Source organism: Streptomyces sp. PA03-6a, assembly GCF_033792765.1.
Classification (GTDB): Bacteria; Actinomycetota; Actinomycetes; order Streptomycetales; family Streptomycetaceae; genus Actinacidiphila.
This window is the reverse complement of record NZ_JARAVK010000064.1, coordinates 1-13,217: the sequence shown is the minus strand read 5'-3', so window position 1 is coordinate 13,217 and position 13,217 is coordinate 1. Positions and strand designations below refer to the sequence as shown.

General features: G+C 73.8%; 11 protein-coding genes. 5 read left to right on the top strand and 6 right to left on the bottom strand.

Going from position 1 to position 13,217, the window contains the following annotated elements; genetic code table 11:
- Positions 1 to 28: 28 nt before the first annotated feature.
- A complete protein-coding gene (locus PV350_RS17500; protein ID WP_499509086.1) occupies positions 29 to 736 on the top strand; it encodes a TMEM175 family protein in 708 nt (235 codons plus the stop codon).
- 15 nt (positions 737 to 751) lie between these two features.
- On the opposite strand, the gene PV350_RS17495 is transcribed toward PV350_RS17500, so the two are convergent.
- Entirely contained in the window at positions 752 to 1,498 is a 747-nt protein-coding gene (locus PV350_RS17495) for a DUF4232 domain-containing protein (RefSeq protein ID WP_499509085.1), read from the bottom strand.
- A gap of 114 nt (positions 1,499 to 1,612) precedes the next feature.
- Positions 1,613 to 3,007, bottom strand: coding sequence for a serine/threonine-protein kinase (locus tag PV350_RS17490; RefSeq protein WP_500334707.1), 1,395 nt, complete (start codon positions 3,005 to 3,007; stop codon positions 1,613 to 1,615).
- Between the two features lie 9 nt (positions 3,008 to 3,016).
- On the opposite strand from PV350_RS17490, the gene PV350_RS17485 reads away from it, so the two are divergent.
- Entirely contained in the window at positions 3,017 to 3,604 is a 588-nt protein-coding gene (locus PV350_RS17485; RefSeq protein WP_500334705.1) for an RNA polymerase sigma factor, read from the top strand.
- A gap of 133 nt (positions 3,605 to 3,737) precedes the next feature.
- Positions 3,738 to 7,544: a carboxypeptidase regulatory-like domain-containing protein gene (locus PV350_RS17480; RefSeq protein WP_500334704.1), complete on the top strand. Its 3,807-nt coding sequence runs from the start codon at positions 3,738 to 3,740 to the stop codon at positions 7,542 to 7,544.
- Between the two features lie 59 nt (positions 7,545 to 7,603).
- Here the strand turns inward: PV350_RS17480 and PV350_RS17475 are convergent, their stop codons facing one another.
- Together PV350_RS17475 and PV350_RS17470 are read right to left on the bottom strand one after the other, a co-directional pair.
- Positions 7,604 to 7,816 carry a hypothetical protein gene (locus PV350_RS17475; protein ID WP_500327631.1) on the bottom strand — a complete coding sequence of 71 codons (213 nt, stop codon included), beginning with the start codon at positions 7,814 to 7,816 and terminating at the stop codon, positions 7,604 to 7,606.
- Between the two features lie 249 nt (positions 7,817 to 8,065).
- Entirely contained in the window at positions 8,066 to 9,502 is a 1,437-nt protein-coding gene (locus PV350_RS17470; RefSeq protein ID WP_499509080.1) for an aldehyde dehydrogenase, read from the bottom strand.
- Between the two features lie 210 nt (positions 9,503 to 9,712).
- On the opposite strand from PV350_RS17470, the gene PV350_RS17465 reads away from it, so the two are divergent.
- Positions 9,713 to 10,336 carry a TetR/AcrR family transcriptional regulator gene (locus PV350_RS17465; protein ID WP_500334702.1) on the top strand — a complete coding sequence of 208 codons (624 nt, stop codon included), beginning with the start codon at positions 9,713 to 9,715 and terminating at the stop codon, positions 10,334 to 10,336.
- Positions 10,337 to 10,386: 50 nt separating this feature from the next.
- Here the strand turns inward: PV350_RS17465 and PV350_RS17460 are convergent, their stop codons facing one another.
- On the bottom strand, positions 10,387 to 11,349 hold the full coding sequence (locus tag PV350_RS17460) for a zinc-dependent alcohol dehydrogenase family protein (RefSeq protein WP_500334700.1): 963 nt from the start codon (positions 11,347 to 11,349) through the stop codon (positions 10,387 to 10,389).
- A 92-nt stretch (positions 11,350 to 11,441) separates the two neighbouring features.
- Between PV350_RS17460 and PV350_RS17455 the strand changes: the two genes are divergently transcribed.
- Positions 11,442 to 12,071: a TetR/AcrR family transcriptional regulator gene (locus PV350_RS17455; RefSeq protein ID WP_500334698.1), complete on the top strand. Its 630-nt coding sequence runs from the start codon at positions 11,442 to 11,444 to the stop codon at positions 12,069 to 12,071.
- 119 nt (positions 12,072 to 12,190) lie between these two features.
- Here the strand turns inward: PV350_RS17455 and PV350_RS17450 are convergent.
- Positions 12,191 to 13,217 (bottom strand): Ig-like domain-containing protein (locus tag PV350_RS17450; protein ID WP_500334696.1); only part of this gene is annotated, 1,027 nt, incomplete at its 5' end.

The window sequence follows — 13,217 nt, the reverse complement described above, 5'->3', positions numbered from 1 at the left end:
CCCGTACCCCGGCGCCTAGGATCACACCATGGCAAACCGACCGGATCGTGATGTTCCGTCAGGCCCGGCCGCCGACGACGGCATGCGCCTGGCGGACACCAGCCGGGTCGAGGGCTTCAGCGACGCCGTCTTCGCCATCGTGATCACGCTGCTCGTCCTCGACCTCTACGATCCGGACCACGGGCCCGGCGAACTCGTGCCGGGGCTCGCCGGCAAGTGGCCGGCGTACGTGGCGTTCCTCGTCTCGTTCGTCTACGTCGGCGTCATCTGGCTCAACCACCACGGGCTCTTCCGCCTGATCCGCCGGATGGACGTCGGCCTGCTGTGGATCAATCTCGCCATCCTGTTCAGCGCCGTCATCGTGCCGTTCCCCACCGCGGTCCTCGGTGATGCGTTCGGCGATGCGGGGACCCCTCACGACCAGCGCGTCGCGGTCGTCCTGTACGCGCTGGTCGCGGCCGTCATGTCGGCGCCGTGGTGGGGGGTGTTCGGTTATCTGTGCGACCACCCGGAACTGCTCGAGCCCGGTGTGTCGCCCGGCTACCTCCGCTCGCAGCGGACCCGCCCGCTGACCGGTCTCGTCCTGTACGTGGTCTGCGGCATCGGAGGCTGGTTCATCGCCCCCGTCGTGGGGCTGGTGTGCATCGCCGTGGTGATCCTCTACCACGCCCTCACCAGCGAGGGCCTCCACGAAGGCCCCCTGGGCCGGCTCCTCGGGGCCGCCCGGCGGCGATGAGCCGCGCCGCACCCGTCACGCGGGTCCGCTGCCCGGCTGGAAGGGCCCCAGGCGGGGCACGGACGCCTTGCCGGTGTTGGAGACCTTGCCGCCGGTCCACGGCACCTTCAGGGACGTCGTCTCGTCCGGCGGGGTGACCAGCACCGCCGCCGGGGTCACCGTGGTCACGCCCGTGACGGCCGGGTTGGAGAAGGACATCGCCGACCAGGCACTGGCTCCCGGCGCGAGCGAGACCCGCCGTGCCGGCTGACCCGTGGCGCGCTCCGGGTCCACGGTCACCTGTTCCCCGGCGGCGTTGACGAAGGCGACGCCCGGGAAGCCGTGGACCGTGCAAGTGCGAGCGGAGCGGTTGGTGAGGACGACCGGGAAGTTCTCCTGGCCCGCGCCGGGGTCGTTGCGGCCGATCGACGCGCTGAGGTCCGAGGTGCGGCAGCGCCCGCCGGCCTGCGGCGGCGTGGAGGCGGTGGGGGACGGCGGGTGCGCCGCGGGGGCGGAGCCGGCGGTGTCCTCGGAGGGCGTGGTGGAGGTCGGCGGCTCACTGCTCGCCGGATCCCCGCTCGCCGGACCGGCCGAGCCGGGGAGGGTGTGCGGGGCGCTCGCGGTGCCATTCCCGCCGGCCCCACAGCCGGTCAGGGCCGCGGCCAGGACGAGCCCGCCCGCGAGCAGCGGGACGACTCCGCCGCGGCCGGTGAGCCGGCCGGACGGCGTCGCGCTCCGGTCGAGCCGCTCGATGGGCCTTGCCTCGTGCTGGGCCACGCGCATGTCTCTTTCCTCCTCGGCAGGGCGCCGCCGGGTGCCCTGTGCCGGGTCCGCATCCTGTACTCCTGGTGAGATGCACCGCGGGCGGCGGAAGTTCTCGGCGATCCGTGGCACCGCTCAACCGGTGATCCGCAGGCCGCCGAGGACATCGTCGGTCAGGCCGGGGCCGCCGTCCTGCCGGATCTGCACGTACACCTGGGGCTGCGCGGCACCCGCCCGGGTGAGGCTGATCTCGTCGATCGAGCCGCCCTCCGCGCCGCAGCCGGTCCAGTGGCGGACCCGCCCGCTCCATCCCGGCGACCCTTCGGTCCCGTAGCCGCGGCTGCCCCGGTAGCGGCAGCCGCCGTGCCGGACGGCGTCCACCCGGGTGGTGAGGTCGCCCCGCTCGCTCAGCCCGACGAACACGCCGTCGACGCCGGAGCCCAGGTCCTGCCAGCTCCTCACGTCGCCGGCGACCAGGAGGGCCGGTTCATGGGCGTCGGGAAGGCCCAGCACCCCGGGGCTCCAGCCGCCGCGGACGAGTTCGCGGCCCCAGCCCGCGGGGACCTGCACCCGGATCCGGCCGGTGGCGTCGCTGACCGACACCGGCGGCACTTTCTGCGGGGCCCCGGAACGCGAGGCGGCGAGACCCGCGCCGGCGGCCGCGAGCGCCGCGGCGCACAGGGCGATCACCAGGGTCCGCCCACGCCGCCGGCGCGGCCGTCCTTCCTCGTGGCCCGCGGACCGGGCGGCCAGCGCGTCCAGTTCGTCGGCGAAGCGCGACGCGCTGGGCCAGCGCTTGCGCCGGTCCGGCTCCAGGGCGCGCAGCACCGCCCGCTCCACGGCCGCCGGGAGGTCCGGGCGCAAGCGGCCGGGCCGTACGACCTTGCCCGCGGGGCCGGGCACCGAGCCGGTGACCAGGTGGTACAGCAGGGCCCCCAGGCCGTACACATCGGCGCGCACGTCGATGCCCCCGTCCGGGCGGGCCTGTTCGGGCGCCATGTAGCCGGCCGAACCGGCGGCCATCGTCAGACCGGAGGCCTGGGCAAGCGCCTTCGCCAGGCCGAGGTCGGCCACGAGCACCCGCTCCTGACCCTCCCGCGCCCCGGTGATCAGTACGTTGGACGGCTTGATGTCGCGGTGCACGACACCCGCCTCGTGCAGCGCCGCGACACCGCGGGCGGCCTCCGCCGTCAGCCGCAGCGCCTCGGCCAGGACCGGCCGTCCCTGGCCGAGGAGGTCGTCCAGGGTGCCCCCGTCGGCGTACTCCATCACGAAGTACGGCCGCTCGTCGGGCAGTTCCCCGATGTCGAAGACCTGCACGAGCCGGCTGGACGCGGCCTTGCGCAGCAGGCGGGCCTCGGAGAGGAAGCGCTCGCGCAGGTCCAGTCGGTACGCCCAGTTCTCGGCCATCACCTTGACGGCGACGGGCGCGTCGAGCGAGTCGTCATGGGCCAGCCACACCATCGCGAACGCCCCCGAACCGACGGGTCGCACCAGCCGGTAGCGGCCGATCTGCTGAGGTGGGGGCATGTGCCTATCATGCACCGACCCCGAGAAGGACCGAGGAGGACCCCTGTGACGCCCGCCCAGGAGACGGAGGAGCTCGCCGCGCGGGCGGCGGCCGGGGACGCCGCGGCCCTGGAACTGCTCCTCGCGCGGATCCGGCCCGAGGTCCTGCGCCGCTGCGGGCGCTTCCTGCCCCACCGCGAGGACGCCGAGGAGGCCGCCCAGGACGTGCTGTTCCAAGTCGCCCGCAGCATCGGCTCCTTCGAGGGACGGAGCCTCTTCCACACGTGGCTGTACACGGTCGTCGCCAACTGCTCGCGCCAGAAGTACCGCGAACTCAAACGGCGACGCGCCGAGCAGCCCCTCTCCGCGGCCGAGGCCGACACGCCCGACCCGCGCAGGACCAGCGTGGTCGCCGGGACCCGGCTCGACCTGCTGGAGGCCCTCGAGCGGCTGGAGGCCACCGGCCCCGAACTGGTCGCGCCGCTGGTGTACCGCGACATCTGCCAGATGGAGTACCGCGAGATCGAGGAGCGCCTCGGCATCCCGCTCGGGACGGTCAAGTCGCGGCTGCACAAGGCGCGCAGACAGGTCCGGCAGTGGCTGGTGGACACGGCCTGACACGCCGGCGACCGCGGTTCGCGGGAAATTCCCCCGCCGGACCCGGAACTTCCGCCGGACTTCGTGCAACTCACCCATCCGGGGGCGGTGTGTGCCGCCGCCCGAGGATGCCGACAGGAGTTGCGATTTGTCCATGTTCCCGAGCCGTCCGCCCCAGCGGCGCAGACGGCTGTCCCTCGGCGCCGGGCTGCTGAGCGCCGCCGTCCTCGCCGCGCTCGGCGTCCCCGCCCAGGCCCTGGCCGCAGAGGGCGGACGGACCACGGCGCCGCCCACGTCCGCGCAGACGCCGGGGGGCCACGTCGAGCCGCTCTGCGGTAAGCCCAAGCCGCACGAGTTCACCTGCTTCGGACTGCGCCGCACCGACGTTCCCGCGCGCAAGGGCGCGCGGGCGGCCGGGCAGGACCCGGAGGGCTTCGGGCCCGCCGACCTGCGCAGCGCCTACGGCCTGCCCGCCGACGGCGGGGCGGGCCGGACCATCGCCGTCGTCGACGCCTTCGACAACCCGAACGCCGAGGCCGACCTCGCCCTCTACCGGGCGCAGTACGGGCTGCCCGCCTGCACCACCGCCGACGGTTGCTTCACCAAGGTCGACCAGCGCGGCGGCACCGACTACCCGGACCCCGACCCCGGCTGGGCCGGGGAGATCTCCCTCGACCTGGACATGGTCTCCGCCGTCGCCCCGAACGCCCGGATCCTGCTCGTCGAGGCCGACTCCGCCGGCATCGACGACCTCGGTGCCGCCGTCGACCAGGCCGTGGCGCTCGGCGCGGGATACGTCTCCAACTCCTACGGCTCCAACTACGCGTTCTTCCCCGAGGACCCGGCTGAGTCCGCGGCCGACGTCCACTACGACCACCCCGGTGTCGCCGTCGTCGCATCGTCCGGGGACTCCCGCTACGGCGTCGCCTACCCGGCCGCGTCCCCCCACGTGACCGCGGTCGGCGGCACCACCCTCACCCGGGACGCCGGCACCGCCCGCGGCTGGGCGGAGTCGGTGTGGAGCCACGACGGGGCCGGAACCGGCTCCGGTTGCTCCCGCTACGAGGCCAAGCCCGCCTTCCAGAAGGACACCGGCTGCCCGGGGCGCACGGTCGCCGACGTCTCGGCCGTGGCCGACCCGGCCACCGGTGTCGCCGTCTACGACAGCTACAGCGGCGGCGGCTGGGGCGTGGCGGGCGGCACCAGCGCCTCCGCGCCCATCATCGCCGGCGTCTACGCCACCGCCGACGCCCCGGTCGCCGGAACCTACCCCAACACCTACCCGTACGCCTCCGGCGGCGCCGGACTGCACGACGTCACCTCCGGCGCCAACGGCCGGTGTTCCCCGGCGTACCTGTGCACCGCGGGCCCCGGCTACGACGGGCCCACCGGCCTGGGCACCCCCGGCGGCACGGGGGCCTTCCGGATGGGGCCGCACGGCACCGTGACCGGCACCGTCACCGACCGGCGCAGCGGCGCGCCCGTGCCCGCGGCGGTGGTGACCGCGGGCATCTTCCGCGCCACCACCGACGCCCGCGGCCGCTACCGCCTGCCGCTGCCCGCGGGCCGGCACGACGTCCGGGTCGAGGCGTACGGCTACGCGCCCGGGCAGGCCGCGGCCGTCGACGTCACCGACGGCGCCGCGCTGCCCCGGGACGTCGGCCTGCGTAAACTGCCTACCTATCGGGTCTCAGGCACCGTCATCGACGGGTCCGGGCACGGCTGGCCGCTCCACGCGAAGATCACCGTGGACGGCGTCCCGGGCGCCCCGGTCTGGTCCGACGCCTCCACCGGCGCGTACCGCCTCGACCTCCCGGGGAACCACACCTACACCCTCCGGGTCGTCAGCGACGACTCCCACTACCGGTCCCTGGTACGGCAGGTGACGGTGGGCTCTGCCGACCGCGGCCTGCGCCTGGCGCTGCCCGCGGACACCTGGGCGACCGGCAACCCCGCCTACCGTCTGACGGTGCGCACCCTCGACACGCAGCCTTTCGACTCCACGGCCGGGGCACCCGGGGGCTGGAGCGTGGTCGACGCCCCCGGCACCGCCCACGGCTGGGCGTTCGACGATCCGGGCGGCCGCGGCAACACCACGGGCGGCTCCGGAGCCTTCGCCGTCGCGGACAACGACCACGCCGGCTGGGACACCGCACTGGACACCCAGCTGATCAGCCCCGCCTACGACTTCAGCGGTACGGGCGATCCCGCGCTGGCCTTCGCCACCGACTACCAGGGTTCCGCGGAACAGAGCGGCGACGTCGACGTCAGCGACGACGGCGGCAGGACCTGGACGACGGTGTGGCACCAGGACCAGCTGTGGAGCAGCGGCCGCGTCGACGTCCCGCTGACCGCCTACGCCGGCGAGCGCGCGGTGCGGCTGCGCTTCCACTTCACCGGGCCCGGCATGCTGTGGGCCGTCGACGACGTGGCGGTCAGCCGGCGGGTCCTCACCCCCGTCCGCGGGGGAGTGGTCACCGGCACGGTCACCGACGCCAACACCGGACGGGGACTCGTCGGCGCGGTGGTGCACGGCGGGGCCCACGGCCCTTCGGCGCCGACCACCGCCACCACCGGCGACCCGCGCACCGGTGACGGCCTCTACCGGCTGTTCGTCCCCGGTGGCGGCAGCCGCGCCGTCACCGTCGCCAAGCCCGCGTACCGGACGGCGTCCCGTACCGTGACCGTCCGGCCGGACCGGGCCGTCAAGGCCTCCTTCTCCCTCACGGCGGGGCGGCTGTCGGTCGGCACCACCCGGATCGACACCACCACCGCACCCGGTGGCAAGGCGGCCCGGAAGGTGACCGTGCGCAACACCGGAACCGCCACCGCCACGCTCCGCATCGGCGAACGCACCGGCTCCGGCCCGGACTCCGGGCCCCCGGCCACGGGCTGGCGCACCCTGCCGGACCTCCCCGCCCCGGTGATGGACAACGCGGTGGAGACCTACGGCGGCAGGCTCTACTCCGCCCTCGGCTCCGACGGCTCCACGCCCACCGCCGACCTGTACGTCTTCGACCCGTCGGCGGGCACCTGGACCCGCGGCGCCACCGCGCCCGAGCCCCGGCAGGCCACCGCCCACGGGATCATCGACGGCCGCCTCTACGCGGTCGGCGGCTGGGGCCCGCAGGAGACGGTCAGCAGCACCCTGCAGGTCTACGACACGGCGCGGAACACCTGGGCGCTGGGCCCTGGCGTTCCCCAGGGCCACTACGGCGCGGCGGGCGCCGTCCTCGACGGGCGGCTGTACGTCGTCGGCGGCTGCACCAACACCGAGTGCGCGAGCACCGTGTACGTCTTCGACCCGGCCTCCGGCAGGTGGGCCAGGGCCGCGGACTACCCGCAGTCGGTCAGCTGGGCCTCGTGCGGTGCCATCAGCGGCAAGCTCTACTGCGCGGGCGGCACCCACGAATACGTGGAGACGGCCGCGGCGTACGTCTACGACCCTGCCTCCGACGCCTGGCAGCCCCTCGCGGACATGCCCGTGGGCCTGGCCACCGCCGCCTACGCAGCCGCCGACGGGCGGCTCCTGGTGTCCGGCGGCTTCAAGCGGGTCGGCGTCAACAGGGTCCTGACCCCGGAGGGCTACGCCTACGACCCCGGCAGCGACACCTGGTCCGCGCTGCCCCGCACCACGACCGCCGTGTACCGCGGCGGCGGCGCGCCCGGCATGTACCGGGTGGGCGGCAGCGACCAGAGCCGCTTCCCCGTGCCGGTGGCCACCGTGGAGGAACTGCCGGGCTGGGACGGGACCGAGACGGACGTGGGCTGGCTGTCGGAGAGCCCGGTCCGTCTGACCCTGCGGCCCGGCGAGCGGGCGACGTTCACCGTCACGGCGGACGCCCGTGGGATCCGCGGGCCGGAAGACCGGACGGCGTCCCTGGTGATGCGCAGCGACACACCGTACTGGCTGCCGCCGGTCCCGGTGTCCCTGCACGTCATGAAGGGGCGCACCCCGTAGGCCTCATCGCCGCGACCCCGGACGGACCGGAGTCCGTCCGGGGTCGCGGCGCGTGTCTGCTAGACCCACCTGCAGGTGAGCCACTTCTCGTGGTCGTAGTGGTCCTGCGACGGGTACCGCTCCACGATGGGCACCACCTCGGTGGTGTCCTCGGGCCGGACGCGTTCGGGCAGGGCGCCGAAGCGGGCCTGGCGCGTCACCGCGCCGGTGTCCGCGGCCTTGGCCACCTTCACGACCTTGACGACCTTGACGGCCTTCTGCGTGTTCGGCATGCCGGTCCTCTCTCTCGCGGTGTCGTCCTCAGAAGACCTGGAGGAAACACCCGCAGGCGATGGTGACGACGGCCACGGCCACCGTGGCCACTTTCATGACGCTGAGCACTTTCACGGAACCCTCCGGTGGGGGATCGGCGGAGTCGGGCACCACCGCGGCTGCTGCCGACGGTCGCACAGGCAATCGTCACCTGTCAAGGAGGTGACGATTGCCGGGCCTGTAAGGTCCACCGCGCCATGGCGCGGGCATTACGGCTGGTAGACGGAGTGCAACTCCTGGTACGCCTGGAGCCCCTCCGGGCCCAGCTCCCGGCCGAGGCCGCTGGCCTTCACGCCCCCGTACGGGGAGGCGAGGTCGGGCACGTAACCGTTGATCCCCACCGTGCCGCTGCGGATCCGCCGGGCGACGCGCGTGCCGTGCTCGGGATCGGCGGTCCAGACCGTGCCCGCGAGGCCGTACGCGGAGTCGTTGGCGAGCCCGACGGCCTCGTCCTCGCCGTCGTACGGCGTGATCGACAGGACCGGCCCGAAGATCTCCTCCTGGGCGATGACCGAGGCGTTGTCGACGTCGGCGAAGACGGTCGGCTGGACGAACCATCCCCGGTCGAGATCGGCCGGCCGCCCGCCGCCCGTCGTCAGCCGGGCGCCCTCGCGCAGTCCCCTGGCGATGTAGCCCTCCACGCGGTCGCGCTGCCGGGCGCTGACGAGCGGTCCGATCTGCGTGGTGCGGTCCAGGGCGTCGCCCACGACCGCGCCGCCCGCCATCGCCGTGCAGAACTCGACCACCTCGCCGTAACGGTCGGCGGGGGCCAGGATCCTCGTACTGGCGAAGCAGGTCTGGCCGTTGTTCAGCAGGCCGGCCATGAAGAACGGCTCGGTCAGCGAGCCCAGGTCGGCGTCGTCGAGGACGACCGCGGCGGACTTGCCGCCCAGTTCCAGCGTCACCGGGCGCATCAGCGACGCGCACGCGACCGCGACCTGCCGTCCCGCCGCGGTCGACCCCGTGAACGACACCTTGTCGACCCCGGGGTGGGAGACCAGGTGCGCGCCCACGCCGGGACCGCCGGGCACGATGTTGACGACCCCGTCGGGGAGGCCCGCCTCCTCGATCGCGTCCGCCAGGACCATCGAGTCGAGCACGGTCTCCGGCGCCGGCTTGAGCACCAGGGTGCAGCCGGCGGCCAGCGCGGGCGCGATCTTGAAGAAGGCGATGGTCTGCGGGAAGTTCCAGGTCATGATCGCGGCGACCACCCCCACGGGTTCCCTGCGGACCAGGGTGCTGCCGCCGGGCAGCCCGGCGCGGCGTTCCTCGAGGGGCGCCCCGGTGACGAGGCCCGCGTAGTAGCGCAGCAGGGCGGCCGGGACCGTCCCCTCGAAGGGCTCGGCCGTGGAGATCGGCATGCCGTTCTGCGCGCTGACCGTGCTCGCCGTCAGGCGGCTCCGGGCCTCGAGCGCGTCGGCGAGCCGCAGCATGACCGAAGCGCGGCGCTCGGGCTCCCACCGCGGCCACCCGCCGGGGGCGTCGAAGGCGGCACGGGCCGCCCGCACGGCGTCGTCCACGTCCGCGTCCACGGCCTCGGGCACCGAGCCCAGGTACACGCCGGTGCTGGCGGACGCGGCGGTGATCGTCCGGCTACCGGCTGGTGTCGTCCACTGCCCCCCGATGAACAGGCGTTTCACATCCATGATGGGTACTTCTTCCGGCTGCGGCCGGGCCGTCTTCACCCGGCTTCGGATGATTCGGCGCGGCGGGAAGCCGGCGTGCGTCCGTCCAGCCGGCCGTCGGGCGGCCGGTGGCGGCTTCCGCCGCGTGGGAAGCGTTCTTTTCGCTACTGATGGCCGAGAATACTCCTATCTGATGGCATCTGCCCTCAGATGTGGAATCGGGGTGACCGTATGAGGAAGTACGGCGGAATGACCGCCGAGGAGCGCGTCGCGGCGCGGCGGCGCCGCATCATGGACGCGGCGATCGAGCTGTTCTCCGCCCAGGGCTACGGCGGGACCTCGATGCGCGCGGTGCTCCGCCACTGCCGGCTGCCCGACCGCTACTTCACGGAGAGCTTCGCCTCCCTCGACGAACTGTTCGCCGCGATCCTCGAGGAGATCCAGCAGGACGAGGCCGCGAGGTGCCGGGCGGCCCTCGCCACGGGCGGAACGCGCCACGACCGGGCACGCGGCATGCTCGACGTGCTGGCCGGCGGCGTGGTCGACGACCCGCGCAAGGGACGCATCAAACTGGTCGAGTCACTCGCGGGCGGACCGCTCGCCGCGGCCGAACGACGCCGCGGCCTGCGCCGGCTCGCCTCGCTGGTGGAGTCCTTGCTCCGCGAGGACTGGGCCGCCCCCGGCACCGACGTGACCGCCATGGCCATGGCCGTGGTCGGCGGGGTCAACCAGATCCTGCTCAACTGGGTGGACGGCGGCCTCGCCTTCTCCCGCGAGGACTTCGTCGACCAGGCGCTCCACTTCTTCGACGCCGTCGCCGCGTTCGGCGCCGGCCCGCCGCCCGAGGGACGTTGACCTCGTGCCCTCGCCGGGACGCATGGCCGTCCCGGCGTCGGGACCTTCGACTACGGCGTCAGCACGATCCTGCCGAAGACCTCGCCCGCGTCCATCTTCCGGTGCGCCGGCACGGCTTCGTCCAATGGCAGCACCTCGTGCACCACCGCTGCGATCTCGCCGCGACCGGCCGCGGCGAACTGCTCGCCGCGCACCGCACGCAGGTCCGCCGGGGCGACGGTGGCCGCGCTGAAAGTGGCGAAGGACAACGACTTCTGGAACGCCGCCATGAGCTTGGTGCCGAAGTCCGCGGGCGGCTGACCCGCGACGGCACCGACGGCCACCATGCGGCCGTTCGGGGTGAGCCTGTCGAGGAACGACGGCATGTCCTCGCCGGCCACGACGTCGATGATGACGTCATAGCCCGCAGGAGCCTCTTCCCCTCCGTCGCCGGAGCGGTCCAGCACGTGGGTCGCGCCGAGACGGCGCAGCCGCTCGCCACGCCCGGCCGACGAAGTCGTGACCGCCACCGCGGAGGCACCACCGCGGGCCGCGAGCTGCACGGCCATGATCCCGATGCTGCCGGCCGCGCCCCGCACCAAGACGGTCTCCCCGGGGGCGAGATGGGCGTGGCGAAGCCCGAAGTGCGCCACCGCGCCGGCACTGCCGAGCGTCACCGCGTCGACGACGGACAGGCCACCGGGCAGCGGAAGGATCTGCTCGACCGGTACGACGGCCTGTTCGACGTAGCCGCCGCCGGTGCCGGTGGAGCCCCACACCCGCCGGCCGATCCACGAGGCGTCGACGCCGTCGCCGACCGCCGTCACGGTGCCCGCCACCTCGCTGCCCGGGATGAAGCCCTCCGTGAATCCGTAGGCGGCCAGAGCCCCGCTCCGGATCACGGTGTCGACACCACCGACACCCACCGCCTCGGTGGCGATCAGCACCTGCCCTGCAGCAGGCGCGGGTACCGGCAGGTCGACCACCGCCAGACCCTCAGGACCTCCGAACGTCCGGATCACGATCGCCTTCACTGTCGTCTCCCTGTTCTCGGACCGCCTTCCGGCGGGCTCCACGCCGTGGACGGTAACCGGACGCCCCCGTCCGTTTGGGTAAAGTGAGACGCGTGACCGACCAAGTGCCTCAGAAGCTGCGGTCCGACGCGATGGACAACCGCGACCGCATCCTCGACGCGGCCCGGGCGCTGTTCTCGGCCGGCGGCCTGGAGGTGCCGATGCGGGAGATCGCGCGGCGCGCCGGGGTGGGACCTGCCACCTTGTACCGGCGCTTCCCGACCAAGCAGATGCTGGTCGCCGAGGCCTTCGCGGACCAGTTGCACGCATGCCGGGCCATCGTCGACGAGGGGTGCGCGGACCCCGATCCGTGGCGTGGCCTGTGCCTGGTGATCGAGAAGATCTGCGAGCTGCACGCACGCGATCGGGGCTTCACCGAAGCGTTCCTGTCGGCCTTCCCGGGGACGCCGGATGCCGGGGGACGTGAGTACACGGTGAAGGCGGTCGCCGGACTGGCCCGGCGGGCCAAGGACGCGGGGCGCCTGCGGGCCGACTTCGTCCTGGACGACCTCATCCTCGTCCTGATGGCCAACAAGGGGATCCACACCGCATCGACCGCCACCCAGGTCACGGCCTCCCGACGCTTCGCGGGGCTGGTGATCCAGGCGTTCGAAGCCTGCCCCCGGCACGCACCGCTCCCGCCGGCGGCGCGACTGGCCCCCGCGGCACCGGCCGGCGGCTGACCGGGGACGAGCGGGGACGAGCGGGGTCGACGCTCGACGTGAGCGGAGCGGAGCGCCCGGGAACGCCGGCGGGCGGGGCCGCTGGCCGCGGTCCCGCCCGCCGGGTGTATTGCCGGGCGTCAGCGCAGGCCGAAGGCCCGGGTGATCGTCTGCGAGACGGTGTTGCCCGCGTCGTCCCGGGCGGTGACCCGGAGCGTGGCGAAGCCCGCGGACTTCGGGGCGCGCAGGCCCGCCCGCCAGCCGCTGCCGCTGCGGTCCAGGTCGGCCCGCTGCCAGGTCTTCCCGTCGTCGTAGGAGACCTCCAGCGAGGGCTTCCCGATGGCGGCGGTCGTACCGGGCAGGTGCGAGGCGGTCACCGTCAGCTTGGCGTGCCGGTCCGCCCGGCCGGCCCTGTCGGTGTCCACGCCGTAGTCGAGCTGGATCAGCGGCAGGGACACCGCCGACTCGGGCCCGGTGGCCGCGGAGGTGAAGTTCCACTCCGTCAGGGTGTGCGTCGAGTACGGGTGGGTCCAGGCCGCCCGGTCGTTGTCGACGACCAGCCGGTAGGGCAGCCGCTCTGGGGCGAGTCCGGTGATCGGCAGGTACTCGGCGTTGCCCCAGTTGAGCTGCCGGTCGCCCTGGTAGAGCGACATCCAGTCCTTGACGTCGTAGTTGCCGTAGGCCTCTCCGACGTGGCCGGAGCCGGAGTCGCCCCAGCCGGGTGCCGGGATGTAGACCCCGTCGAGGTAGCGCACCGGCTGGTAGCCGATGGGGCCCATCCGGGGGCGCTGGATCGGCCCGAACCAGCTGACCTCGGCGGTCTTCCCGGCCGGGTAGCGCAGCACGTCCATCGCGTGCTGCCCCGTCTCGCTCAGGATGAAGGCGTCGTCCAGCCAACTGGCGTCGGCGGTGACCCAGTCGGTCCGGTCGCCCTGGGCGGGAGCGGTGAGCTGGTTGCCGACCACCCAGCCGCGCCAGACGTCGGGGCGGAACTCCATCGCCTTGCCCTGTCGGTGGTTGCGGAACGAGACGTCCACCTTGCCCAGCTCGCGCTGCGTGACGCGCCAGGTCGGGTCCGCCGGGACGGCGCCGGTCCAGTGGTGCACCACGTCGTAGAGGTAGTCGGTGGTGGGGTTCGAGGTGACCTTCAGCTTGACCGGGCCGTGC

Coding starts and splice junctions, on each gene's coding strand:
- PV350_RS17500 (WP_499509086.1), top strand. CDS start 29: ATGGCAAACCGACCGGATCGTGATGTTCCGTCAGGCCCGGCCGCCGAC.
- PV350_RS17495 (WP_499509085.1), bottom strand. CDS start 1,498: ATGCGCGTGGCCCAGCACGAGGCAAGGCCCATCGAGCGGCTCGACCGG.
- PV350_RS17490 (WP_500334707.1), bottom strand. CDS start 3,007: ATGCCCCCACCTCAGCAGATCGGCCGCTACCGGCTGGTGCGACCCGTC.
- PV350_RS17485 (WP_500334705.1), top strand. CDS start 3,017: ATGCACCGACCCCGAGAAGGACCGAGGAGGACCCCTGTGACGCCCGCC.
- PV350_RS17480 (WP_500334704.1), top strand. CDS start 3,738: ATGTTCCCGAGCCGTCCGCCCCAGCGGCGCAGACGGCTGTCCCTCGGC.
- PV350_RS17475 (WP_500327631.1), bottom strand. CDS start 7,816: ATGCCGAACACGCAGAAGGCCGTCAAGGTCGTCAAGGTCGTGAAGGTG.
- PV350_RS17470 (WP_499509080.1), bottom strand. CDS start 9,502: ATGGATGTGAAACGCCTGTTCATCGGGGGGCAGTGGACGACACCAGCC.
- PV350_RS17465 (WP_500334702.1), top strand. CDS start 9,713: ATGAGGAAGTACGGCGGAATGACCGCCGAGGAGCGCGTCGCGGCGCGG.